Origin of the sequence: Lysinibacillus sp. A4 (genome assembly GCF_024919535.1) — a bacterium.
Lineage (GTDB): Bacteria > Bacillota > Bacilli > Bacillales_A > Planococcaceae > Lysinibacillus > Lysinibacillus capsici.
Genome location: NZ_JANWTB010000010.1, coordinates 138107 through 162215, shown reverse-complemented (window position 1 = coordinate 162215; position 24109 = coordinate 138107). Strand labels below are relative to the sequence as shown.

The window sequence follows — 24109 nt, the reverse complement described above, 5'->3', positions numbered from 1 at the left end:
GAGAAAAAGACAGGATGGCTAGAATTTTAGTAGTAGATGATGAAGAAATATTACGCATGTTAATACGTGAAACATTAGAAGATTTAGAATTTGATATTGATGAGGCAGAGGATGGCGAAGAAGCCCTAAAAAAAATGATGGAAAGCTCCTATGATTTAATGATACTCGACTATATGATGCCGAATTTAACAGGAATTGAGGTGATCGAGCTTCTCCCACAAGAGATTAAAATGTCGATGCCTATTCTCATGCTGACAGCAAAATCACAGGAAAGTGATCGTCAAAAGGTATTTGATTTAGGGGCAGATTACTTTATGTCCAAACCGTTTAGTCCCATTAAGCTAATGAATCTGGTGGAGGACATCTTAAATGATTAAGTCGACACCCTTGCTGAATAAAAGTATACGCAGCCAATTCTTTAAAATGCTGCTTTTTCTAGTTGTTAGCTTTTTAATCATCATTGCTGCCTTTCTTGTCGTAGTCAATGCAAGTCAAAATGCCCTACAGCAGAAGAGAGAGCAAATGTATGAAAAATCAATGCTTGTGGATGAATTGGAAGAAAATTTTAATGGCATATTTTTTCGAGCAAGGGGCTACTATGCCTTTCAAAATGAGCAGGAATTAAAGTTATTGTATGAAAATTTGGAGAATTTCGAAGTTCTATTACAGAAGTTTTCGCAACTGGATTTAACGGAAGAAGAACGAGGGCTCTATAATGAGCTAGTTGATTTTCATTATAATTATAAAACGGTTACTCTCCCAAAAGGGTTAAGCTTTGCGAAGATGGGGGATTATGAGGCTTTGCGAGAGCTTTCGAATAGTGGCGCAAATGACCTTGTCAATAAATTTATTGCCTATACAAAATCCTATAAGAAAAAAACAGACCACTCCTTAAACCAAATTTTTAGCAAGACAGTGGAGCAGGGGCAATTATTTACTTTTATTTCGCTCATGATTAGCGGTCTCATTTTACTATTTGTTGGGGTCATTTTACGAAGAGTGCTGAATAATATGATTCGACCAATTGAACAATTAACACTTGCGACAAACGCTTTGGCGTCAGGGAAATCCATTGATTTAGGTAATCTTGTACAAAAGGAGGATGAGTTAGGCATTCTAGCGAACTCATTTCTTAAAATGATACTCTCCATTCAGGATAAGGAAGAGGTACTGACCACTCAAAATGAGGAGCTTTTAGCGCAGCAGGACGAGCTTCAAGAAAATCAACTACAATTACAAAATTCATTAAATTATTTAGAAAAGTATAATCAATTAAATCATGTACTAACCTTTACGTTAAATAAACAGAAACTAATCGATAATCTCCATAATTATTTAAATGACATTTATCAATATGATACGAGTGTGCTGTATTGGATGGAGGGTAATGTGTATGCAACAAAAGGCTTATCACATCAATCTGCTGCAGCCCTAGTTGATAATTTTGACATGGATAAACAAGCGCGATTAAAGCAGGAAAAATCCTTTGTTATTAAACGTCAATTAACAGCTAATGAAAAAGGAATTGCACAAGATTCTTATTATGCCTACGATTTGTATTCGTCCGTGTTTAATTCTAAACGAGAGCTAGTCGCTATTTTAATGGCGACACGAGAGGGGCATCCCCACAATGATCGGGATATAGATAGTTTAAACGGACTATTAAATCGTGTGTCCATCGCATTTGAACGTATTCTTATGTATGAAGAAGTAGAAAAATCGAGGACGTTAAATCAAACGATTATTGATAATGTCAACGAAGGAATCCAATTAGTTTCTGCTACAGGCGATACCGTTCTTATCAATAGAGCGCTATGTGGTATTGTCAACCTCCTTAACTTGACAACAGAAACAAGTATCTCTAAAAAGGATTGGCTCCAGCATTTCCAAAAATGTAGTGCCCAATCAGATGAATTAATTGAATTTTTAGAGGCATCTATTATGGAAAGTTTTGAGGATACACGAAAATACCGCTATTGTATGACGGCTGAACATGAAATCTTTGTCGAGGTATATGCAACCTGTCTTTTTGATGGACAGGAAAAAGTAGGCACAATTTTTGTGCATCGTGATATTACAAGAGAATATGAAGTAGATCAAATGAAATCCGAATTAGTGAGTACGGTAAGTCATGAACTGCGAACGCCTTTATCGAGCGTACTTGGCTTTACAGAGCTTCTGTTAACGAAAAATATAAAACCCGAACGACAAAATAAATATATCGATACAATTCATAGAGAAGCGGTGCGACTAACCAATCTTATAAATGACTTCTTGGATTTACAGCGAATGGAGTCAGGCAAGCAGCAATATAACATGGAGACACTACAATTAAATGAAATAGCTTTTGAAATTGTCAATCGCTTCCGACATGAGCAAAAGCATAATGTCCATCTAATTGATAAGGCAAGAGAGGTCCATGTCAATGCAGATCAAGATAGACTCGTTCAATTATTTATTAATTTAATAGGAAATGCGATTAAATTTTCTCCCCAAGGTGGGGATGTGGAAATTTTGTTAGAAAACAAAAATAATAAAATTCAAGTGAGCATAAAAGATGAGGGCATTGGCATATCTAAACAGGATATTGCTCAGTTGTTCCAAAAATTCAAACGAATCGATAATAGTTTAAGACGTAAAATAGGAGGCACTGGACTGGGTCTCTCCATTTGTAGAGAAATCATCTTAAAGCATGAAGGAGAAATATGGATAGAGTCGGAAGAGGGACAAGGTACTACTGTGTACTTTACTTTACCACTTGCAAATAACACTATCACCTTCGATGAAGAGGATGTAATGGAGGATAGCAAAGGCTTAAACATTATGATCGTCGAGGATGACTTAAGCTTAGCTCTATTGTTGTCTGAAGAGCTTAAAAGCAAGGGCTTTACCGTAATTCATCATCATGACCCAAAAAAAGCTTTTGAAGATACACTCAATACGCCTTTACTTGGTATTGTGATTGACATAATGCTTGGCGAAGAAATGAGCGGCTGGGATTTAGTCCATGCACTAAGAGAAAGAGAGCATACAAAAGAGATACCGATTATTATATCCTCAGCATTAGATGAGGTAAAAGAAATGGTGGACCAATTTCAAATTAAAAAATACTTAACCAAACCATACCCACCTGAAGAAATATCAAAACTGTTTGTATTAGGATAGCTGGATTCATTGTCCGTAGCATTATATTGTAAATAAAATGTGAGTGCAGTAGCGCAACGATAAACAACTTATGATAAAGCTTACGTCATATTTAGCCTGTTAAATATTTTTTCTGTATATTATAGTGGTATAGAGTAAAGTGCAGACAGTCTTCTTATTAGAATGTCTCTGCTTCTATAATAGAAGTCTCTTAAAAAATAGTGAATAAGGTTCTTTCTCTACCAATAAAATAGAAAAATAAGTTTCCCATAAAACCAGGTATTGTTTAACAGTACCTGGTTTTTTTAGTAATCCAGTGTTAATTAAATTAATGTATAAAAATACATCTATTAAAAAAATTAATTTACACCCTTTCCAATTTAGGGGATTTGAAGTAAAATAATTCTTACAAAAATACTGCATGTTTATTTCTAAATTCCTAGGGATTATGTGTAAGTACCTGTTTTTTTAGAATGGTGGTGAAAAAATTATGAATAATAAAAGTTATAATAGTGATTTTTTGCGGAAAAGTAAAAATATCATAAATGGCATGTAAAAATAGTAAAAGAATGCATCACTGGTACATAGTAGCAAATAACGGCTTATTCCCTTGTTTGTTCATAGGGAAAGTATTACCAGATTAGTAAGTGTAAAAATTTTCATTTTAAGGTTTATTTTTGAATGAAAGAGGGGGGATCGTTATGAAGTTCAAATCATTGCGGACAAAAATCTTATTCGGATTTTTCATCATTCTAATAGGGATTATGATACAAAGTGGATATATTATTTATTCAAATATCCAAATGAATAAAGAGATTGAAGATATGGTGCATCGGGAGCTGGAATTGTCTATTGTCGATCAGCACTTAGCCAACTCTATTTCGGTGAGAATCGGTGCTGCCAGAGGATATGTATTAACAGGCAAGAAAGTATATAAAGATACATATGAAGAATATACAAAATTGTCTTTAGCAAACGAGGAAAAAGCTCGGCAAATACTTGAATCGCCAGAACTGGAGGTAGTTGCGGCAAGAGCAAAGGAATGGCGTCAATATGTGGAGGAAAATGTCTTTCCAATCTATGAAGGTGGCAATAAAGAATTAGCCGTTAATAACCTAATTAGTAAAGAGGATGAAATTAGGGCAGTACGTGAAGGCTTTGAAGCGCTGGCAAGCTCACGCGAGGAGTCGATTCGCCAGGCTGGACAAACATTAATAGAGAATAATGAACGTCTCAATACAATTAGTATTGGGGCATTTGGTATCGTTGTTTTATTAGCAATTGGAGCCGGTCTCACTTCGGCATTATCAATTTCTAGACCTGTTCAGCAAATTTCAGAACGAGTGAAGCTGATTGCGCAGGGTGATTTAAGCCATGAGATGCTAGCTATTAAGGCAAAAGATGAAATTGGAGAATTAAGTGCTTCCACCAATACGATGACTACGAGAATGAAGGACATGCTTCAGCGAATTCAAGATGTGTCCAATGAGGTAGCTGCACACAGTGAACAACTTCTACAATCCTCGATTGAAATTAAGTCAGGAACCGGGCAGGTAGCACTGACAATGAATGATATTGCAGAGGGAACAGAATCACAGGCAAATAATACGAGTGACCTATCCAATTTGATGAGTGATTTTGTCATTCGAATGAATGAGGCAAGTCAAAACGGTCAACACGTCCAGAGTAATTCCAATCATGTTCTTTCTCTAACAAATTCAGGTCAACATTTAATTAAAGCGTCTACCAATCAAATGACAAAGATTGATGCCATCGTCCATGATGCAGTTGATAAAGTAGAGGGATTAAATCATAAATCTCAGGATATCTCCAAGCTTGTCGTTGTCATAAATGATATTGCCAAACAAACGAATTTATTGGCACTCAATGCAGCAATTGAGGCGGCACGGGCAGGTGTGCAAGGTCAGGGCTTTGCCGTGGTGGCAGAAGAAGTCCGTAAATTGGCAGAGCAGGTGTCAGTGTCAGTTATCGATATTGAGCTCATCGTCGGGCAAATTATAGAGGAAACCAATGATGTCACAATTTCTTTAAAACGGAGCTATGAAGAGGTACAGCAAGGGACAGAACAAATCTCTCTCACGAGTCAAACATTTATCGAAATTGACCAGGCTGTAACAGAGATGGCCACAAACATTACGAGTGTCTCTCAAAACTTAAATCAGCTGGTAGAAAACTCTGTAAGAATAGATGAAGGCATTGAGGAAATTGCAGCGATATCTCAGGAATCTGCTGCAGGGGTGGAAGAAACCTCCGCAACGATGCAGCAAACTTCGAGTGCGATGGAGGAAATTTCGAATAGCTCCAATCAGCTTGCAAAAATGGCGGAAGAATTAAATAGCCAGGTAGGCCAGTTTAAGCTTAACTAAGCATGAACCCAGGACTCATCAAAATGGTGAGCCCTGGGTTCAGTTTTGGATACCGCATCTCATGGCTTAGATCAAACCAATACACGGTTTCTCCTTTTGTATGACATGGGTTTTATAATTCACTCGTTTTGAAAAATCCTCTTTAAAAGGGTATGATTGGTATCGTTGTAAGTTCAGATTTAGTGAAAAGGAGTCGACTCACACATGGAATGTGCATGTCCATCACAAATGACCGATCAGCTAAGAGTAGAAGGGGATATAGGGGCAGACCCAATTTGGTGTCATCGTTGTTTTTGTAATTTAAATATAGAGGATGTCCCACTATCAGCTCAATTAAAACACGAATTAGAAATATGGATTCGACAATATGGAGAATGGATTGATTGGAAGAATGACGGCATTTTTCCGTATGGAGTTGAATTAGAGGAACGATTTAATCAGCAAGGAATGCAGCTAACAGAACGGGTGAGAGCAGAGCTTGCCGATACATACAAGGTATTCTATAAGCCTTCAACTTTTGCGAGGAGATATGCGGATAAGTAATAAGGCGAGGGGGATCGCAATGGAAACAACCGTTTTAATGATTCGACATGCAGAATCACCATTTATCTTTGGAAAGGAACGGACAAGAGGCTTATCTAAAAAGGGTAAGGCAGATGCAAGTGCAATAACGACAGTGCTCCATTCATTTAACATAGATGTGATTGTTTCAAGTCCTTATACACGAGCTATTCAAACAATCCAAGGATTGGCTGATGATCACATGCTGGAGATACATATAATTGAAGGTTTATGAGAAAAACAGTTAAAGGGAGCTTATCAACTTCCTACCGAAGAAATAGATGAAGCGATAAAAAAATCATTTCAAGACCTCGATTACTGTTTGGAGGGTGGTGAATCAAGCAGAAATGTCCAAAATCGAGCCATTCCAGAAATCATTCATCTATTAGAGAAATATGCAGGTCAAACAATCGTCATTTGTACACATGGTAATATTATGGCAATCATCTTCCATTATTTCGATACCCGTTATGGCTATGATTTTTGGAAAAATACATCTAAACCGGATATCTATCAACTCATTTTTGAAGGCGTACAACTAAATACAGTTCAAAGATTAAACGAGGAAAATACGTTTTGCAAATTTCCTTTATAAATGTGTAACCTTTGCCAAGCTGGCACGACTACTGTACTAGTAGAATACAAAACACTAAAGCAAACTAGTAGGTTTCACTTTTCACAAAAAGATCAGGGCTCCAATTTTTTGAGAACACCTGGTCTTTTTGTGTTCTGGCAACAAAGTGGAAGTAATGCTAAAATAAGAAAAAATTTTAGAATTTTCTTGAAATTTAATCAAAATCACGCATAGAAATTGAAAAAATGAAATCCCCCATCGATGGCAGGTGTAGTGTGGGGCGCAGCGATTTTACTTGTCTTTGTAGACGAAGCATTGCAGGCTTCTTCTCAACGGTATTTTTTTTATTGGCATGATTATAGGGCGTATGATTTGTTTAAAATGGACCAAAGTTATCGAGCGTAAAAAAGCTATGTTCATAAGTGGAGGTGCGCTGTTATCCGCTATTTTTACATTATTCTTTGCGGATTGGCTAATGTGGCCAATTAAAAAACATTCCACAGCAAACCATGATTCAAACAAGTGTCTCAAAGGAGAAATTACCAACGGTGTATACATCGTTGAATGTCATTGTGACAGGGGTATTCGGCCTTTCATCTTTAATGATGGGCATGTTGTCAGAATGGTATGGGATACGAGTTGTTTTTTTCCTTTCAGCTAGTATGCTACTTCTCGTAAGTGTAATTGCCTATAAAAATAAAACATCTTTCACGTAAGAAAGAGTAGCCCTTACTTTTTGAGTAGGGGCTATTTTTTATAAAAAGTCCATATCCTGTTAGTTGATAGTATGGTAAAATATACAAATATTTGTATATTTTAAAAGGAGAGTTAGTATGAATCGTAAAAAAATTAGTTTCATTATCTCTGCACTTATCATAGCAATCTTTATTGGTGTGGCATTAAAAAATGTTTTTTTCCAAGCATCTCTTACACCATCTATGACTGTTTTGGAGGATGGCACCAAACAAATTAATTATGAAACTGCTTTAACAAAGCTAGATCAATCCTCCACAACGTTTGAAGCATATAAAGGCAAAATAGTAGTAGTGAATTTTTGGGCGTCCTGGTGTGGGCCTTGTCAACAGGAAGCACCTGAACTAGAGGCATTCTATCAACAAAAATCAAAGGATGTCGAGCTGCTAGCCATCAATGCCACAGCCTATGATAGCTATAAGAAGGCGGCAGCATTTAAGGATACTAATGCTTTATCATTTCCTATCTTCCTAGACGAAGAGGGAGTACTACAGAAAACGTTTGAAGTGGTGAATTATCCTAGTACATTTATCTTTGATAAAGAAGGAAAATTACAGCACAGCGTGAAAGGCGAACTCACTCAACAACAATTAATACAATTGATTGATGATCTCTAAGAACAGAATAAGTCTTATAGACAATATATTTAGAAAAATGAAACTTTTTCTAAAAAGATGCGTAGAAGTAGCTAAAGAAAAAAGGAAGGGGCTCCCTTAATGCCACGGAAACACATGATTATTATCATCATTGCATGGATTGTAGAAATATCGTTGACGTACTGGGTTGCCACAATATTCTCTGTGCGATTTATCGAAGTGATGTTTTTCACGGGCATTGCCTTTACCTTAGGAACGTTTTACTTTTCGAGTAGCGGTGGAGCGATGTCAAGACTTTATACATCTCAAGTGAGTGCACAAACAGGGATCATTCATGAGCGAGAACGGTTCAAGGTTAAACTTGGGCCCGTATTTATAGCGTCACTGATATTTTTCCTTATTGGATTGGTATTCTTTATTTTACTTGTAACAGGCATTATTCCACCACAAAAGGTGTGAAAGTTATTGGCTTCCACCTTCAAAAAAATCAAGATGGCTAGGTGCTCATTTTGATTTTTTTGCGTTGTATAGAATTTGTAGAGTGCTATATTATAAAATAGGCTTCGATAATTGTATTTTTACAATTATAAAGGAATAAAAAGGTAACTATTATACTATAATTACCCTTTGTTATTAGTAATTTGTCATGCAAAATATGTATATCTATGGAGGTATACAATATGTTAAAGGAGTTATCAAACCGAGTGCCCCAAAATCGAAACCAACAAAATAGAGAGAAGAGTAGACCTCAAGAACCTGACGTTCAGTATAATGCTATGCTAGAAATTCAAACAATGGAAAGTAGCATAAAAAGATACATAACAGTGCATGGTGATCACTTGAATGCAGCTGAATATCATTCTTTACTGCAAATGATTAAGAGTTTAGAGGAATTGAAAACAGCGATTAAAGGGGTCTCATTAGATTAGGCACATTCTTTATTGGATGATCTGACAATACGGTTTGTCAGATCATCCTAGGAATTAATCCACCGGTAATAAGTAAAAGTGAGGTTTTGACCATTCATTTCAAATGATTCTCCGCTTCTATCCAATGGTTTAAAACCATTTTTTTCTAATACTTTTTGAGAGGCTATATTGTTCGTTGTTGTTTGTGCCTCAATGATGAGTATGCCTTGCTGGCGCATAAGGTCTAATATTAATTCTAAGGCTGTATGGGCAACCCCTTTCCCACTAAATTCTTGTCCTACTCTATAACCGATATGGCCTAATCGTTGATCCTTATCAATATCGATTACATTGATTCTTCCTATAATTTCTTCAAGTTCATTTTTTATTAGATAGAAATAGGATAGCTGTTGTGCTTGTTCCTCTAAAAGCATGTCATTTTTTCTTATGAAATTTGGTAATTCGTAATAGTCATCCCCTCGACTTGGGACTGTTTTTTCAAAATAGGCCCTATTTTTAACCTCAAATGCATATAAGTTTTCAAAATCACCCTGTGTTAATGTTTCTAATCGAATTTTCATGGCATCTCCAATCAATTTTGGTTTTTCTTTCATTATACCTGTAGTCTAGGGCTAATATCATCTGTTTTTTGATTGTTCAGTTTTGTAGATGTGCGATTAGTACAATGGTTGCGTTCATGGAACGTACGTTAGTTATTATTGGAGCGTAACCTAGGAGGTGAAATAGGCAAAAGTGAATAATGTGTTTTTGGTATTGAGCGCATTGGGGTCAGGGATAGACATGAATACTGGTTTGCTTCTTTCAGACATCCACTTAAAAAGGACCGTCCTTAAAAAGACCTACTTCCTGTCGGGTTAAGTGAATTAGATAGTGAGCGGACAAGTAAATTAGTAGAGGCATTGAGTGATTTTTTAAGAGAGTCCAGTAATTTTCAAAATGTGGAAGCACTTGTTCCACTAGTTAAATGAACTTAGGTTGGTTCAAGCCTACCTCTATATTCAGCAGGAGCGTTTTGGCAAGCGTATTCAGGTTGTATGGCAACTAGAGTCGGAGACAAATGTCTTCATTTCAGCACTGACTATCCAGCCATTAATTGAAAATGCATTAAAGCATGGAATGTTAAAGCGTTCTGACGGGGAACGATACATATTCGTATTATCAATTTTGATACCCATCTTGAAATCACCGTAACGGATAATGCGTTGGAATGGATGAAGAGCAATTGGCAAAACTACTACAGCCTAAAGAACGCTCATCCATCAGATGGCAACACCATTATGGTCAAGGTCTACGTATTACAAGCAAGCTTCACGAAGGAACGGTGGTTTCATTTTGTGGTAGTAGCAAAAAAACGTCTTCGTCATTAGATGCATTGCCTCCTGATGAGCAAAGCATCTTTTATTATTTGCAAGTTTGAAAAATAGAAATTTAGAGCACAGCCTGAGGCGTCTTCGTTTTAAAATGTGTGAATAAGTAGCAGCCCAAAATCACGATGATTCCCCCAATGCCTTGCAGCCAGCTTAGCTGTTCACCGATAAATAAAAAGGCGAGTAATGCTGTAAAAATAGGATTAAAGTTTAGAAAAATACCAGAGGTTGTAGCACCTAATTGTTGAACGCCAATATTCCAAAATACCATACAAACTACTGTAGAGATGACCCCTGTATAAAGAAGCGAAAGGATGAAAGAGGAGTCGATTTCGGAGAAGGTAAAATCCGTAAACGTGAATGGGACTAGGATGAGTACCCCAAACAAACCTGCATACAAAGTCGCCATTAACGGAGAGGTTGTTTGCATAGCCCACTTACTACATACAGAATAAAGTCCCCATACGCAAACGGCTGCCACCATCCATAAATCTCCTATATTCAATTGGAAGTGCCATAGCAGCTGCCAATCTCCTTTCGATAGGACAAGAAAAACACCAATTAAAGAGAGTACCATCGCCAGAAGCTGCAAGCCATTTATTTTTTCTTTCAGAAAGGCGAAGGAAAAAAGGGCGATGGACATGGTATTCATTGTAGAAATAAGACCAGCATTCGTGGATGTTGTTCGTTCCAACGCTAAAAATTGAAATATATTAAACAAGGCAACACCTGTAATGCCCATCAGAAATAATGGCACAAGAGCGGCCTTAGCAGGAACCAATCTCTTCTCTTTCCACCAAACTAACGGTAGCAGGACGATCACGGCGATCAGCCATCTGACCAACGTTAAGGTCATTGGAGAGGCATGAGCCACTAGCGTCTTAGCCACAACAAAATTGCCTCCCCATAGTAAGCTCGTGACAAGCATTAAGCCCATATAAAATTTAACCACAGTATAGGTACACTCCTTTTGCTTTTGTGTATAATAAGAATCATAGCACTATTAGTGATTTATCAGTATAATATTTTGTATAATTGAATAAAATCAAAATAATCGAAAGTTATTTAATGAATATCAAAATAATATTTTGAAATCGCATTAAAAACTTCCTTGTCTAAAAATAATCAAAAGAGGAGAAAACAATGGAGGATATCAAAAATAAAGGATTAGATCATGTGGATCTGCAAATATTAGCGATTTTGCAGCGAGAGGTTCACATTAGCAATGCGGAATTAGCTAGACGTGTGAATCTGTCCCCACCAGCAACCCATACAAGGGTGAAACGTCTAGAAAATGAAGGCTATATTGATCAACAAGTCGCAATTTTAAATCAGGAGAAACTAGGGTTTGATTTATTGTGCTATATATTTATGAGCACAAATATTCATCAGGAGAAGGAAATAGAGGAGTTAGAAAACAGCTTGAAAACAATGACCGAAATTTTGGAATGTCATTGCTTAACAGGTGCCTATGATTATTTGTTAAAGGTCGTAATTCGAGACCGCCAAGACTTAAATCAATTTATTCGAAAATTAAATAAGCTTGGCGTTTCTAGAATTCAAACGAATTTATCCTTACGAGAAATTAAATATTCTACAGTGTTACCGATCGAAGAAAAACAGCAAGTCTGAGTAAGCTAACTCAGGCTTGCTGTTTTTTACTCATGATAGGTAAGCAGCCGCTCCAAATGAGTAGAGAAGCGCTCGAAAAAGGTAAGCAGCCGCTTTAAACGAGTAGAAAATCGTCCTAAAAAAAGTTAGTTACCACTCTAAATGAGTAGTGACCCGCTCTTAAAAAGTTAGTTGCCGCTCTAAATGAGTAGAATTCCGCTTTAAAAAGAATAGACCCCGCTCCTAAAGATTCATCCTGTTCAAATAAGGAGACCATACGTACAAAAATCATACAACCCACAAGTTGCTTAGAGTTGACATGCAACCATATAGTTGCCTATAATCAAGCTATGAATTGGGATAAAGACGCTGTTTTTAAAGCACTAGGGGACTCGACTCGTAGACTTATATTAGATGAACTGGCTGAGTGTGATGAGATGACATTGTATGAATTGACGGTGCGTCTTCTAATGAAACATGAACTTTCAATTTCGAGACAGGGGATTGCTAAGCATCTGTCTGTCTTGGAGAGTGCTGGACTCGTCCTATCACAGCGGAAGGGAAAATATCGAGTCATTCTTTTCAATAAGGAACCACTTAAAGATTTACTGAAAGGATGGGTAGAGTAAAGTTTACGTGTGAAGGATGCTTCTTAAACGACTTAAAAGGAGGAAAAGCAATTGAATATTATTGTTAACAGTATCTTTGTACAAGATCAGGAAAAGGCACTGGCATTTTATACGGAAAAGCTAGGGTTTGTAAAAAAGGAGGATGTCCCAGTAGGGAAACATAGATGGCTAACGCTTGTGTCGCCTGATGATTTAGAGGGCACTGAGCTATTACTTGAGCCAGATGAGCATCCTGCAGCAAAGGACTATCAAAGGAGGATTTTCGCTGAAGGCATTCCAGCAACAATGTTTGGAGTTGCTGATTTAGAAAAGGAGTATAGCCGTTTACTGGAGAAAGGCGTTGAATTTACACTTAAGCCGACAAAAGCGGGAGAAGTCACAATAGCAGTTTTTAATGATACATGTGGCAACCTTATTCAGATTATACAAAAATAGTGTAGAAAAGCGTGTTTGATAAAAAATATCAAAACACGCTTTTCTCATTACTCAGCCATTACCCAACCTTTATCATCGTTCAAAACGTTTAGATTTTCTTTTGGCTGCGCATTTACGGTCTGTTCTTTGGCTTCTGCTTCCTCGCTGGGCGGAGCTTCTTCCGACGAACAAGCAGATAAAAGGAATAGTAGCGCTATACTTAATGATAGGAATTTCTGCATGAGGCAAACCTCCATCAATCAATCGTTGATATGAATATTTTGCACATCTTTTTACAGAATATGTTGTGTATAGCTGCCATTAAAAATTTTTTTAAGCGACTGTATTACTAATTATTTTGCTAAAGCCATTATGATCTGCGCTATTCATCAGCTGCTGTATTGACTTTACAGCTTGTTCAGAGAATAGATACCAGTTATCCTCTGATGCATCATGTAGTAGAACTTTAGGATAGCCCTGTAATAGTTCCTCAGGGAAAGGTTGATTTAATGTATAGATATCATATTGTTTGACACTGTTATTATCATGGCTCATAAAATCGAATTGGCCAAGCTTATAATAAGATCCAGGTGCTTCTAAATTGAAGTGCCAATAATATTCTTTCGGAGCCTCAACTTTGTCACCTTTCATTTCTTGGAAAATTTTGTAAAGCGCTTGGTGATAGGCATTGCCCTTGATGTCCTGAATGATCCCACCCATTGTCATATGGTATTCATAGCGTAGTACCTTGATTTTTTCATCTTCGATTAGCAATGGTTCAGTCGTAATATTTACTGTGCCTTGATTGTAATACACTTGACTGCCAAATGTTTCAGCAATAAAGCGGATTGGTACATAGGTGCGATTGTTTTTCATGTATGGTTGTACATCCAATTGTTCTTTTTCACCATTTTTAATGACTGTTCGGTTATTAAGATTCAATTTAATGGTTGTTTGATCCATTGCAAGGGTGATTTGTGAATCCTGCCAATGAACTTGTGCACCAAGATTTTCGCTGATCACTCGTAATGGCACCATTGTTCGATTGTTTTTTTGCTCGGGTGCTGTATCAGATTTTACCACAACATCGTCGATTTTGATTTGTGTTGTTGCAGCTTCCGCGGGTGTTGCCATCCACAGCATCGTTGTTAGACATAGCCCTGTAAAAATTTTCTTCATGGTAATAAACCTCCTTTACTTAAAACACTTACCACCTCGAAATTTTACCATAATATTCTTTAGTATATAATAAAAATCTTACTATTTTTTCACTGAATTCGATAAACGTTTTAATTATTAGATGCATAATGACACAAAGTCACCATCGCTAATAGCAACTTTTTGACAGCGTATAATCTGTATTTGTTCTCGAATACTAATGCTGAAAGGAGGTTTTTTAAATGAAGTTTTTGACATGGGGCATTGTTGGTGCAGCATTATTTGCTGTGATGAAAGGCTACGGGAAATCGAATCAAGGACAAAAGGATAGCTTTCAACAAACAACGACGCCTGTACAATTAGTCGCCAATGCAAACCCGCTAACAGCCAATACACCGAAACAGTAAAACAAAAGCTTATAGATTATAGGGATCTATAAGCTTGCTATAATTTTACATAAATATCCTATCATTGGTATAATAGATTGCGAGAAAAGGGGTGTATAGATGCTTCATTTTACAAACTATCATGACGATGATTTAGAAGAAATTCTGCAATTATTTTACGAAACCGTACATAGTGTAAACTCAAAAGATTATTCACAGGCCCAATTGGAGGCTTGGGCACCGTTAGCAATACAGCCAGTTAAAGTAGCGACTTGGCAAAAGACTTTAAGACATAATAAGACCTATGTCGCACGGAAGCATCATCAAATTGTTGGCTTTGGGGATATGACAATGGAGGGCTATTTAGATCGACTTTATGTCCATAAGGATTTTCAAGGACAGGGGATTGCATCAGCCATCGTAGATTTACTAGAAGCAGACGCAAAAAAGCTTGGTCTTACCCATATTTACACGGATGCTAGTCTTACAGCGAGACCATTTTTTGAACGGAAAGGGTACCAAATCATGCAAACACAAACAGTCGAGCGACAAGGCATATCGTTGACGAACGTTAGCATGGTTAAATTATTACCTGATGAAAAGGACGGATGAAAAGGATGAATTATGTAAAGGGTTTTGTTGTATTAATGATGTTATGCTTCATACTTAGTGCCTGTGCACAAACAGAAAAGCCTTCCCATGAAAAACGGGATGTAGATAATATCACGGTTTCATTCGAACATCCAGAAACGAAGCAACCATATAAAATAGTTCATGCTTATGAGCTTTTTCAAAACTATACGGAAAAGGTAGAAAAGGACCCAGATCGTTCACCATTGGATGTCTATCGAAAAGAGGTCATTGATCCTGTTTATAGTGCCTGTTTTGAGAATGGTGAATATATAAATATGGCTGAGACGGTGTTGAATATCACACCCAAACAATTGAAAGAAAATCAATTATTAAGCGAAAAAATTGATAGGGAAGCAACTGAAAAGAGTATCAAAGAGGGTCTATTCAAATCTTCTGAATTTCTTCCAACTAATAATGAAACAACGGTATGTGTGTTTCCAGCCACAGACGTTAACGCGAATATGGTAACGATTGGTGCAGGTAAAATAACAGCACTCTATAATAAATATTATACTGATGAATCTATCAGGGCCATTATCGCTCATGAATATCATCATAGCGTTGCAGCTGAAAAACGTCCACGTGGTGAAAATAAGGTGCTAGACCATCTCATATTTGAAGGAAGGGCTGTGATGTTTGAAAAATTAGTTTATCCTGATTTGAACTTTACGCGAGTTGATTTAGATGACAACAAAGTCTACTGGGCAGATGTTGCAGCAGATTTGGATAAGCCTGATCTGCATCGTGCATTAGATATAATTAGAGGTGGAAATGGTTTACCCTATCAATATGGGTATAGTGAGGGATATAAAATGGTAAAATCCTATCTTGATTTGCATCCAAATGTATCGATAGAGGAGTGGACTGCTTTAAGTCCGAAAGAAATTTTTGAAAAAGGAAACTATCTTGAAAACTATCAATAAACAAGCAAGCAACAGACCCAGTATCAAACTCGGTCTGTTGCTTCGTTTAGGCATCGATGAATGGTTAAAATTGCTTGTAAATGCATCCCTTCATGAAAGATGGTGCGTAACAGTACTTGTTCAATGGTTTGCATACCCATGTCAATAGGAGGGAATTCCTCTGATAATCGATGACCATACTGTTCCTTTAATTGTTCAGGCTGCTGAGCCAAATACAATTTTAACACCTCAAAAGACGGCGTTTCGTCGTCAAAATGCTTTGGTGATGTCCCAAAGCCAAACCATTTCTTGAAAGCTTCTAAATCTGCATCCTTTACTTTTGTTAATGCCTCTATCCATAAATATTGATCGAGATAAACATGACCCATATTCCAGCGAATATTATTATGAAATCCAGCTGGAATGATATTCGCTTTTTCTTCTGACACATGCTCGAGTAAGTGAAGCAGCTCGCCACGATAATTGGCTAGCTGCTGAAATAAATTTTCTTGACGTTGATTCAAATGGAACCCTCCTTTTTAATATTATTGGCTATAATCCTCCATTTTCCTGCAAAAAAAGAAGAACACTTTTTGTGTTCTTCTCCAAATTATCTGCTTTGTGTCTGTAATGCTAAACGGACACCGAGACCGATATAAACGAAGCCAACTGTCTTTTCGAGCCAGCGTGAGCTACCGCTTGTTTTTGTAAAGATTTTTTCGCCAATGAAGCTTGTAATAACTGCGAGTAGGATTGTATATAAAGCACTCATCACGACAAAGGTTATACCGAGCGTTAGCAATTGGCTTGTGACAGATTGCTCGTTATGCTGAACAAATTGCGGTAGGAAGGCTAGGAAAAACAGTGCCGTCTTTGGATTGAGGATTTCTGCTAAAAAGCCTTGACGGAATGAAGTACTAGCAGGACTTTGTTCGACAGTCGGTTGCTCAATTTTCTTTGGCTTTGTGAGGAGCATCTGAATGCCTAAGTACACAAGGTATGCCACACCAATATATTTCACCACTTCAAAGGCAGTGGCCGATTTCATTAGAATAGCAGAGAGACCTAAAACAGCCGCTAATGTATGAACCAAGTCACCAAGACCAATACCTAAAGCTGTATAAATACCATTCTTTTTTCCGCTTTTTAATGTTTGCGTAATGGTAATAATAACTGCAGGACCTGGAATTAAAAATAATAAAAGAACTATTGCGATAAAAGATAACATGCGAAACCATCCTATTCTAATAAACTAATCATTCTAGGGTGAATGCATGGAATATTATATTCTAGCTATTGTGTGGCTGTCGATAAAGAAATATTGAAAAAATAATGAAAAATAATTCAGAAAACTAATGGATAATACTAATAAAATTTTATTACCTAGTACTAATATTTAGTGTTAGAATAAGATTATAAAAATACATTGGAGGAATTCATATGTTAACAAGTCAACAATTACAAGCTATTTTGCCACACCGATATCCATTTCTTTTGGTAGACCGTATTGTGGAGTTAGAAGAGGGCAAGCGCGCAGTGGGGTTGAAAAATGTAACGATTAATGAAGAGTTTTTTAAAGGTCATTTTCCACAGTATCCTGTGATGCCAGGTGTACTAATTGTTGAAGCATTAGCACAGGTTAGTGCAGTGATTATGCTGACAAAGGCTGGGAATGAGGGAAGATTAGGTTTATTGGCAGGAATCGATCATTGTCGCTTTAAAAAGCAAGTAAAGCCTGGTGATCAGCTACATCTAGAAGTGGAGATTACACGTGTGAAGGGCGCTGTTGGGAAAGGCAGAGGGATTGCAATGGTAGATGGAGAAATAGTTTGCGAGACGGATCTTGTTTTCGCTTTTGGATCTTAGAAAATGGAGATTCTCAGTTGAATTACACATTTATGCTTTATATCGCCGTTTGTATCATGCAAATAGCGCTATTAGCGAATATTACGATTGCTAAAGGCGCTTGGAATGGGTTGACAATGTGGCTTTGTACGGTAGTTTTTGTTTTCGCAACAGCTATTTTTGGATTAAGTAGAGCGCGGCAAAAAGACACTCAAAAATAAACGACTTTGTTTCAATTCGTACTACACGGCTCTCTTTCCTTCATATAGTAAATGGAGTGAAAGTTTTAATATGAGAGGGTGAGGAGGTTTGAGGGTCGCTTTTATAGAACATAAAGAAGAACAGCTACAGCCAGAGCAAGCGTTGGCGCACGATTTCTGTGATCAATTTGTGCAAAAGATGCATAAAAATATATTGCATAAAAAGCTTGATAAGGATGTATATCAGTCCTATTTTGTTATCCTTCAACAACAATATACAAGGCAAGAGCTTCGATTGATTGTCCATCTGTTAAAGGTACAGGCAAATGAGATAATACGCATGAAGCCCATGTTTATTACTATGAGTGGTGTTATTTTATCCGTGTTTACATTGCTTGCTACAACCATGAATAGCAAACTCATGAACGGCATGTCGCTTGTCCAAATTGTTGCATTAGCCGTCTTGAGTTTTAATGTCGCCATTATATGGATTTCCTTTAAAATTGAAATCGAACATAAGCGAGTGCAGGCAGTGATTGCATTATTAGATTATTACGTAACAATTGTTTCAGAAGGGAGTGACCTTCGTGCAAAAGACAGTTGAACAATTACATTATTGGCTTATAAAAGTACCAGAAGTATTTCGTGTGATGACAGAAGCGGAAATAACACAACGACCTGCTCCAAAAAAATGGTCCAAAAAAGAAGTAATCGGTCATTTATGTGATTCGGCTATTGTCAATCTTGAACGATTTCTTCAAGTTCAGAATGAAGCTTCACCCTATGTAGTAACTACATACGACCAAGTACAATGGGTCGCGTTACAGGGCTATCAGGAATTACCAATAGAAGATATTTTAATGTTGTGGACAAGCATCAACAAAAAAATCATGTATGTACTGGAACACCTCGATGAAGAGACATTGGCCCAGCCATGTGTGATGAATCAACAACAAAGGACATTGGGATGGTTGATAGAGGAGTATATGCACCATCTGGCACATCATATCCACCATCAAATTTTAATGAATGGATGCGAAACATAAGCATTTTTTTAGGAAATCCTCAAATAATAAAGTACGAAAATAATTATTTGGGGACGTGAAAATGTGAAAAAGTTTTTATTGCTTTTACTACCACTTAGTCTAATCACGGTGTCGCTTTTTTATGTAAAAGTGAGTTCTTCTGAAAATAAAGGAAGAAAGTTTTATGAGGAAGCAGGTCAAATTCTTTGGGAAATTCAGACAGATGAAAAGATCATTGCCCTAACTTTTGATGATGGACCACATCGCAAATATACAGCGGATATCCTTGATGTATTGGAAAAATATAATGCAAAAGCAACCTTTTTTATTGTCGGTCAAAATGCCGAGAAAAATCCTGAACTGATTACAAGAATGTATGAAGAAGGACATGAATTGGCCAATCATACCTATACACACCCTTTAAGAACAAATGTTACCAATTTAATGAAAGAAATACAGCAAACAGATGAAGTGATTGCAGGGGTCACAGGCTATCAGCCAACATTATTTAGACCAGTTGAAGGACAATATACCGATGCGATGATTGATGCAATTGCCAAAAAAGGCTATAAGGTTGTGATGTGGTCTTGGCATTTAGATACGCTTGACTGGAAAAGCCCTGGTGTTCAGCGCATCGTGAATACCGTTTTAAAAGGTGTGAAAGCAGGCAATATTGTCCTATTTCATGACGGTGGGGGAAATCGAGCACAAACGGTTCAGGCAATGGAACAAATCATACCGGAGCTTGAAAAACAGGGCTATCAGTTTGTGACGGTTTCTGAATTATTGGAAATCCAAAGGACACATAAGAAAATGGAAAAAAAACAGTAGTGTTGAAGCAGAAACGTCTTCAACACTTTTCTTTATGTAAAGGTTATTTAAACATTTTTTTGATGTGTTTAAGCTCAGCAATTAAATAATCAATTTGTTTCTGCATATTATCTATTTTAACTGTTTGATGCCCATTTCCATTGCCATTATTCGTTTGAGAAGAATCATTGTTCGCGTTTTGGAGCGCTTCTAATGCGAGTCCCGCTGCAATGGTTTGTAAACCATCCCCTAATGTTGAAATGGCTGTGCCAATATAGGATAGCTTAGCCGCATAAATTTCTATGGATTCATTGCCTTGGGTCGGTTTATTATTTCTCCCCATTATTCTTCCTCCTTACATTTGTCATTACTTGCATCATATGCGACAACAAGTGAAAAGGCGATTACTATGATCGTTGAATGATTCACTAAAAATGGTAAAATTAGTACAATCAACGGATGGGGGGACTAGCATTGACACAACATATAGAGCTGATTGAAATGAATAGTGAGCTGTTAGAGGGGAAGGGCAGCTTTTGTTTACGAAGCAAGAAGAAAACAGAGGGCTACCAGAACAAAAACAAATGGCTTAATCAACAATTTGAAAAGGGCTTACATTACATACAAGTACTTGAAAATCAAAAACAAGTAGGTTTTATAGAATATACGGACGCGGAATACTCTTCAAGAGTTGTACATGCAGATGGCTATGTGGTGATTCACTGTTTATGGGTAAGTGCAGTGGGCAAGGGCTATGGTACACAATTACTGAAGAGATGCTTAAAGGATGCCAAGGAACGTGGAAAAAAGGGAGTGGTGGTCATTACGAATGACCAAACTTCCTGGACGCCAAGCAAGGATTTATTTTTACAGCACCAGTTTCAACATATGGCAACAGCACTCAATGATTTTGAATTATGGGCCTTTCCATTTCATGAAAGCGTTGAACGGCCATACTTTCCTGATAATTGGCAGGAACGATTAACGAGATTTCCTCATTTAACGATTTTACGTTCCTTTCAATGTCCATATGTAGACGTCGCCACGGAAAATATTCAATTAGCTGCCGAAAAATTAGGATTGCAGCCAGTGCTGGTGGATCTTCAAACGAGAGAAGATCTGATGGAGAAATCACCGACACCATATGGTATTTTTTCAGTGGTTTATAAAGGTCAATTGATTGCCTTTCATCGATTAACCGTGCATTCCGTATATAAAAAACTGCAAAAACTCATGAATAATTCCTGATAGGATGCAACTTTTTTGGATACTGGCACGTTATATTCTTATAGCATTTCTATGATTCTTTGAGTTTTTTGTTGACTGCTACTAGGAAATGAGTAAAATTAAAAGGCAGTACCATAATATGCCTAAACTTAGTAGTATGATGGCTGAATAGGTGCTGGAATGCTAGTTAGAATGAAGCATGATCGGACAAGGTCTGTCATGAAATTTTGACAGTCTTTTTCTTTTCGTCTTCTGGATAACCTGTTAAGATGGTAGTAGTGTGACAACAAGTTAGTGTAAATGAGAGTGGTGACAATCAAGATGGATGAACAGAAAAAAGAAAGTACAGAACAGCAGCAGGAGCCGACTCCAGCTGAAATAAAGCCGGCAGGACAATTTATACAACTGAAACCGTTTAAATTTATCATGCTAATGTTCTTTACAATTCTTATTACGGCAGGTTTAACGATTTTTGCGTTAACCTTTGGTGATAAGAAAGTAGTAGAAGTGAAAGTTCCGATTGAACGAGAGGAATTTACAAAATTATATGAAGCATTTGATTTACTGAAAAATAACTATTACCAAGATATTGACGATGAAAAAGTGGTCGATGGTGCGATCAATGGTATGTTTGATGCATTAGGCGATCCTTATTCCGATTTCATGGTAAAGGAAGAAGCGGATCAATTTAATTCTGGCCTATCTTCAAGCTTCCAAGGAATTGGTGCAGAAATCCAAGAACGTAATGGTTATATTACAGTTGTGTCACCTATCAAAAATTCTCCTGCTGAAAAGGCAGGCTTATTACCAAAAGATATTATCTTAACAGTTGATGGGAAAAGTATTCAGGGCTTAAGTGCAACAGAGGCAGTTGCACTGATTCGTGGCGAAAAAGGAACACCCGTAAAATTAACGGTAAAACGTGGCGAAAATACGGAACCTATTCAAATGACGATTGTTCGTGATGACATCCCAGTCGAAACCGTTTATGGTGAAATGCTGGATGGCAATATTGCCCATATTCAAGTAACATCATTTAGTGAACAAACTGCCCAAGAGCTTGAAAAAATCCTTACTGAGTATGAAGGCAAAGGAATGAAGGGCATTGTCTTAGATTTACGTCAAAATCCTGGTGGCTACCTAAAGGCTGCAGTCGATATCTCTAATTTCTTTGTACCAGAAGGAAAGGCGATTGTTCAGGTACAAGAAAAAGATGCGGAGCCTCAAATTACAAATGCCATTGCAGGTAAAAAATATAACCTACCGATTACGGTACTAGTTGATAGTGGCAGTGCTTCAGCCTCTGAGATTTTGGCAGGAGCATTAAAAGAGTCAGTTGGTGCTAAAGTTGTTGGTGAAACATCATTCGGTAAAGGAACTGTCCAAAATGTTACACCGTTAAAAGACGGCTCTAATTTGAAATTTACGACAGGTAAATGGTTAACACCGAAGGGCAACTGGATTAATGAAAAAGGAATTGAGCCTGATGTCAAAGTTGCGTATCCATCCTATGCCTCTTTACCATACTTGAATGCCTCTTTAGAAATGAAGACAGGCCTACAATCTGACTCTGTGAAAGCAGCAGAGGAGATGCTTCAGGTGCTAGGGTATGAGCCTGGTGAAGTAGATGGGATCTTTGATGACAATACCGCACAGGCAGTAGAAAAACTACAAGCAGCGAACAACCTTGAAGAAACAGGCATTCTAACAGGTAATACAACGTATGCTTTAATGGATGCGTTACGTGCAAAAATGAAAGCCGATGATCCTCAGTTACTAAAAGCGAAAGAGCTTCTTGTAGGAACAGCCGAAAAAACAGAGGAAACAACAAACTAACAATGTAGCTGTCGCAACAGTTGTCTTTCACGGCATCTGCGACAGCTTTTTTGATGGGAGGAACTACTATGAAAGATGTGTACCTATTTAGTGGCTTTTTAGGGAGTGGCAAAACATCCATGCTGACAGATGTCATTCGCCAGCTAAAAGAAAAGAAATTAAAGCCTGCTGTTATTATGAATGAGCTCGGGAAGCTGCCATTTGACTCGCAGGCAGTGGAAAAGGATATCCCGCTAAAGGAGATGCTAGAGGGCTGTATTTGCTGTTCGGGTGCTGAAAAAACAGAGGCACAAATTCAATCTCTTCTATTAGATAGTGATTTTGATGTGCTCATTATCGAGACAACAGGTGCAGCACATCCTGTAGAAGCTTTGGATGCCGTTTTTTCACCGCTTTTTGCAGATCAGCTCAATGTGAAAGGCATTATCACGGTGGCGGATTCTAAGCTCTGGCTACAACGTAATACATTAACACCACAAGTGCGCTCTTTATTTCTGGAGCAAATTCGCCATGCACATCTATTGTTAGCAAATAAAACAGACTTATTAACAGAGGCAGAGCAAGGTCAGGTCGTCTATGAACTGCAGGGCCTGAACCCTCATGCCTTTATATTGCAAACGACAAATGGACGCGTACCACTCAGCTTATTAGAGGGGCTGAAGGCAACAACACAGGTCGATAAAGCAGATATAGTTAAAGCGCCAATAGCCTCTATGCAGCTGGGCTCTCGCTTAGTAGATTTTACAGATCAGGAATTTACACAGGAGCAGTTTGAAGATTGGGTGCGTGCATTACCTGAAACGATTTATCGTATGAAAGGCTATGTACCAATTAAGGGCATCAAAAACCCAATGTTGTTCCAATATGCTTATGGAATGGTGCAATGGCTCCCAGAATATCTGAAAATGCCAGCAAAACTTGTTATTATTGGAGAGAATGTTAGTGCTTTACCTATTATTGGGGCGAATTGAAGAATAAAACAACCAGTGAATTTCTGCACGTGAACAACCTGTGTAGCTTTACACAGGTTGTTTTATTTTTATGTAAATGAAATGTAACGCTCTTGTAACACAATTGTAATATTAGGCTGACATGAGGCTACGACACTAGCCATCTCTAGGG

The 24109-nt window shown here is 37.5% G+C and carries 32 protein-coding genes and 1 pseudogene; 26 read left to right on the top strand and 7 right to left on the bottom strand.

Going from position 1 to position 24109, the window contains the following annotated elements; all coding sequences use genetic code 11:
* Positions 1 to 14 precede the first annotated feature (14 nt).
* From NY607_RS19095 to NY607_RS19050, 10 genes and pseudogenes are all read left to right on the top strand, one after another.
* Positions 15 to 377 (top strand): response regulator transcription factor, encoded by a 363-nt coding sequence (locus tag NY607_RS19095; RefSeq protein WP_048392951.1) that lies wholly within the window; start codon positions 15 to 17, stop codon positions 375 to 377.
* Positions 370 to 3165 (top strand): ATP-binding protein, encoded by a 2796-nt coding sequence (locus NY607_RS19090; protein WP_259420169.1) that lies wholly within the window; start codon positions 370 to 372, stop codon positions 3163 to 3165. Before NY607_RS19095 ends, NY607_RS19090 begins: the two co-directional genes overlap by 8 nt.
* A gap of 680 nt (positions 3166 to 3845) precedes the next feature.
* Positions 3846 to 5531: a methyl-accepting chemotaxis protein gene (locus NY607_RS19085; protein ID WP_131520279.1), complete on the top strand. Its 1686-nt coding sequence runs from the start codon at positions 3846 to 3848 to the stop codon at positions 5529 to 5531.
* 204 nt (positions 5532 to 5735) lie between these two features.
* A complete protein-coding gene (locus tag NY607_RS19080) occupies positions 5736 to 6074 on the top strand; it encodes a hypothetical protein (RefSeq protein WP_131520278.1) in 339 nt (112 codons plus the stop codon).
* Positions 6061 to 6687: pseudogene (locus tag NY607_RS19075) on the top strand (histidine phosphatase family protein). Before NY607_RS19080 ends, NY607_RS19075 begins: the two are co-directional and overlap by 14 nt.
* Before the next feature lie 240 nt (positions 6688 to 6927).
* Complete coding sequence (locus NY607_RS19070) at positions 6928 to 7071, top strand: hypothetical protein (protein WP_237900727.1); 144 nt, start codon at positions 6928 to 6930, stop codon at positions 7069 to 7071.
* Between the two features lie 143 nt (positions 7072 to 7214).
* A complete protein-coding gene (locus NY607_RS19065; RefSeq protein ID WP_259420168.1) occupies positions 7215 to 7382 on the top strand; it encodes a hypothetical protein in 168 nt (55 codons plus the stop codon).
* A gap of 117 nt (positions 7383 to 7499) precedes the next feature.
* Positions 7500 to 8036 (top strand): TlpA family protein disulfide reductase, encoded by a 537-nt coding sequence (locus tag NY607_RS19060; RefSeq protein ID WP_259420167.1) that lies wholly within the window; start codon positions 7500 to 7502, stop codon positions 8034 to 8036.
* 99 nt (positions 8037 to 8135) lie between these two features.
* A complete protein-coding gene (locus NY607_RS19055) occupies positions 8136 to 8474 on the top strand; it encodes a hypothetical protein (protein ID WP_048392945.1) in 339 nt (112 codons plus the stop codon).
* 221 nt (positions 8475 to 8695) lie between these two features.
* Complete coding sequence (locus NY607_RS19050; RefSeq protein ID WP_233436400.1) at positions 8696 to 8944, top strand: hypothetical protein; 249 nt, start codon at positions 8696 to 8698, stop codon at positions 8942 to 8944.
* A gap of 47 nt (positions 8945 to 8991) precedes the next feature.
* Here the strand turns inward: NY607_RS19050 and NY607_RS19045 are convergent, their stop codons facing one another.
* Positions 8992 to 9504 (bottom strand): GNAT family N-acetyltransferase, encoded by a 513-nt coding sequence (locus tag NY607_RS19045; RefSeq protein WP_259420174.1) that lies wholly within the window; start codon positions 9502 to 9504, stop codon positions 8992 to 8994.
* 415 nt (positions 9505 to 9919) lie between these two features.
* On the opposite strand from NY607_RS19045, the gene NY607_RS19040 reads away from it, so the two are divergent.
* Positions 9920 to 10135 carry a hypothetical protein gene (locus NY607_RS19040; RefSeq protein ID WP_259420166.1) on the top strand — a complete coding sequence of 72 codons (216 nt, stop codon included), beginning with the start codon at positions 9920 to 9922 and terminating at the stop codon, positions 10133 to 10135.
* 31 nt (positions 10136 to 10166) lie between these two features.
* Positions 10167 to 10361 (top strand): hypothetical protein, encoded by a 195-nt coding sequence (locus NY607_RS19035; RefSeq protein ID WP_237900731.1) that lies wholly within the window; start codon positions 10167 to 10169, stop codon positions 10359 to 10361.
* 11 nt (positions 10362 to 10372) lie between these two features.
* Here the strand turns inward: NY607_RS19035 and NY607_RS19030 are convergent, their stop codons facing one another.
* Positions 10373 to 11248 carry a DMT family transporter gene (locus NY607_RS19030; protein ID WP_259420173.1) on the bottom strand — a complete coding sequence of 292 codons (876 nt, stop codon included), beginning with the start codon at positions 11246 to 11248 and terminating at the stop codon, positions 10373 to 10375.
* 206 nt (positions 11249 to 11454) lie between these two features.
* On the opposite strand from NY607_RS19030, the gene NY607_RS19025 reads away from it, so the two are divergent.
* The 3 genes from NY607_RS19025 (at position 11455) to NY607_RS19015 (ending at position 12986) form a co-directional block, all read left to right on the top strand.
* Positions 11455 to 11943 carry an Lrp/AsnC family transcriptional regulator gene (locus NY607_RS19025; RefSeq protein WP_259420165.1) on the top strand — a complete coding sequence of 163 codons (489 nt, stop codon included), beginning with the start codon at positions 11455 to 11457 and terminating at the stop codon, positions 11941 to 11943.
* Between the two features lie 329 nt (positions 11944 to 12272).
* Entirely contained in the window at positions 12273 to 12551 is a 279-nt protein-coding gene (locus NY607_RS19020; protein ID WP_054548639.1) for an ArsR/SmtB family transcription factor, read from the top strand.
* A gap of 51 nt (positions 12552 to 12602) precedes the next feature.
* Positions 12603 to 12986, top strand: a complete 384-nt coding sequence (locus NY607_RS19015) for a VOC family protein (protein WP_054548625.1) — start codon at positions 12603 to 12605, stop codon at positions 12984 to 12986.
* Positions 12987 to 13033: 47 nt separating this feature from the next.
* Here NY607_RS19015 and NY607_RS19010 read toward each other — a convergent pair whose 3' ends face one another.
* Positions 13034 to 13207, bottom strand: coding sequence for a hypothetical protein (locus NY607_RS19010; RefSeq protein ID WP_175400719.1), 174 nt, complete (start codon positions 13205 to 13207; stop codon positions 13034 to 13036).
* A gap of 91 nt (positions 13208 to 13298) precedes the next feature.
* The gene (locus NY607_RS19005; protein WP_259420164.1) at positions 13299 to 14144 is read right to left on the bottom strand and encodes a copper amine oxidase N-terminal domain-containing protein; all 846 of its coding nucleotides are present in this window, start codon (positions 14142 to 14144) and stop codon (positions 13299 to 13301) included.
* 221 nt (positions 14145 to 14365) lie between these two features.
* Between NY607_RS19005 and NY607_RS19000 the strand changes: the two genes are divergently transcribed.
* The 3 genes from NY607_RS19000 to NY607_RS18990 all read left to right on the top strand — a co-directional run bounded on the left by NY607_RS19000 (position 14366) and on the right by NY607_RS18990 (position 16065).
* Complete coding sequence (locus NY607_RS19000; RefSeq protein ID WP_004230164.1) at positions 14366 to 14530, top strand: hypothetical protein; 165 nt, start codon at positions 14366 to 14368, stop codon at positions 14528 to 14530.
* 99 nt (positions 14531 to 14629) lie between these two features.
* Positions 14630 to 15121, top strand: a complete 492-nt coding sequence (locus NY607_RS18995; RefSeq protein WP_259420163.1) for a GNAT family N-acetyltransferase — start codon at positions 14630 to 14632, stop codon at positions 15119 to 15121.
* Between the two features lie 5 nt (positions 15122 to 15126).
* Positions 15127 to 16065, top strand: coding sequence for a DUF2268 domain-containing putative Zn-dependent protease (locus NY607_RS18990; RefSeq protein WP_237900737.1), 939 nt, complete (start codon positions 15127 to 15129; stop codon positions 16063 to 16065).
* A gap of 23 nt (positions 16066 to 16088) precedes the next feature.
* Here the strand turns inward: NY607_RS18990 and NY607_RS18985 are convergent, their stop codons facing one another.
* Both NY607_RS18985 and NY607_RS18980 read right to left on the bottom strand, forming a co-directional pair.
* Positions 16089 to 16568 (bottom strand): DinB family protein, encoded by a 480-nt coding sequence (locus tag NY607_RS18985; protein ID WP_259420162.1) that lies wholly within the window; start codon positions 16566 to 16568, stop codon positions 16089 to 16091.
* Positions 16569 to 16654: 86 nt separating this feature from the next.
* On the bottom strand, positions 16655 to 17272 hold the full coding sequence (locus NY607_RS18980; RefSeq protein WP_004230157.1) for a LysE family translocator: 618 nt from the start codon (positions 17270 to 17272) through the stop codon (positions 16655 to 16657).
* A 212-nt stretch (positions 17273 to 17484) separates the two neighbouring features.
* Here NY607_RS18980 and fabZ point away from each other — a divergent pair, with 212 nt between their 5' ends.
* The 5 genes from fabZ (at position 17485) to NY607_RS18955 (ending at position 19945) form a co-directional block, all read left to right on the top strand.
* Entirely contained in the window at positions 17485 to 17910 is a 426-nt protein-coding gene (fabZ, locus tag NY607_RS18975) for a 3-hydroxyacyl-ACP dehydratase FabZ (RefSeq protein ID WP_048392930.1), read from the top strand.
* A gap of 17 nt (positions 17911 to 17927) precedes the next feature.
* On the top strand, positions 17928 to 18110 hold the full coding sequence (locus NY607_RS18970) for a hypothetical protein (protein ID WP_131520265.1): 183 nt from the start codon (positions 17928 to 17930) through the stop codon (positions 18108 to 18110).
* A gap of 88 nt (positions 18111 to 18198) precedes the next feature.
* Positions 18199 to 18693 (top strand): hydroxymyristoyl-ACP dehydratase, encoded by a 495-nt coding sequence (locus tag NY607_RS18965; RefSeq protein WP_259420161.1) that lies wholly within the window; start codon positions 18199 to 18201, stop codon positions 18691 to 18693.
* The gene (locus NY607_RS18960; RefSeq protein WP_259420160.1) at positions 18677 to 19135 is read left to right on the top strand and encodes a DinB family protein; all 459 of its coding nucleotides are present in this window, start codon (positions 18677 to 18679) and stop codon (positions 19133 to 19135) included. Before NY607_RS18965 ends, NY607_RS18960 begins: the two co-directional genes overlap by 17 nt.
* Before the next feature lie 63 nt (positions 19136 to 19198).
* On the top strand, positions 19199 to 19945 hold the full coding sequence (locus NY607_RS18955; RefSeq protein ID WP_259420159.1) for a polysaccharide deacetylase family protein: 747 nt from the start codon (positions 19199 to 19201) through the stop codon (positions 19943 to 19945).
* 43 nt (positions 19946 to 19988) lie between these two features.
* Here NY607_RS18955 and NY607_RS18950 read toward each other — a convergent pair whose 3' ends face one another.
* The gene (locus NY607_RS18950) at positions 19989 to 20267 is read right to left on the bottom strand and encodes a translation initiation factor 2 (protein ID WP_131520261.1); all 279 of its coding nucleotides are present in this window, start codon (positions 20265 to 20267) and stop codon (positions 19989 to 19991) included.
* A gap of 131 nt (positions 20268 to 20398) precedes the next feature.
* Here NY607_RS18950 and NY607_RS18945 point away from each other — a divergent pair, with 131 nt between their 5' ends.
* From NY607_RS18945 to NY607_RS18935, 3 genes are all read left to right on the top strand, one after another.
* Positions 20399 to 21172: a GNAT family N-acetyltransferase gene (locus NY607_RS18945; RefSeq protein WP_259420158.1), complete on the top strand. Its 774-nt coding sequence runs from the start codon at positions 20399 to 20401 to the stop codon at positions 21170 to 21172.
* Positions 21173 to 21472: 300 nt separating this feature from the next.
* A complete protein-coding gene (locus NY607_RS18940) occupies positions 21473 to 22987 on the top strand; it encodes a lmo1851 family serine protease (protein WP_048392917.1) in 1515 nt (504 codons plus the stop codon).
* A gap of 68 nt (positions 22988 to 23055) precedes the next feature.
* Positions 23056 to 23958, top strand: a complete 903-nt coding sequence (locus NY607_RS18935; RefSeq protein ID WP_131520259.1) for a CobW family GTP-binding protein — start codon at positions 23056 to 23058, stop codon at positions 23956 to 23958.
* The last annotated feature ends 151 nt before the right edge of the window (positions 23959 to 24109 follow it).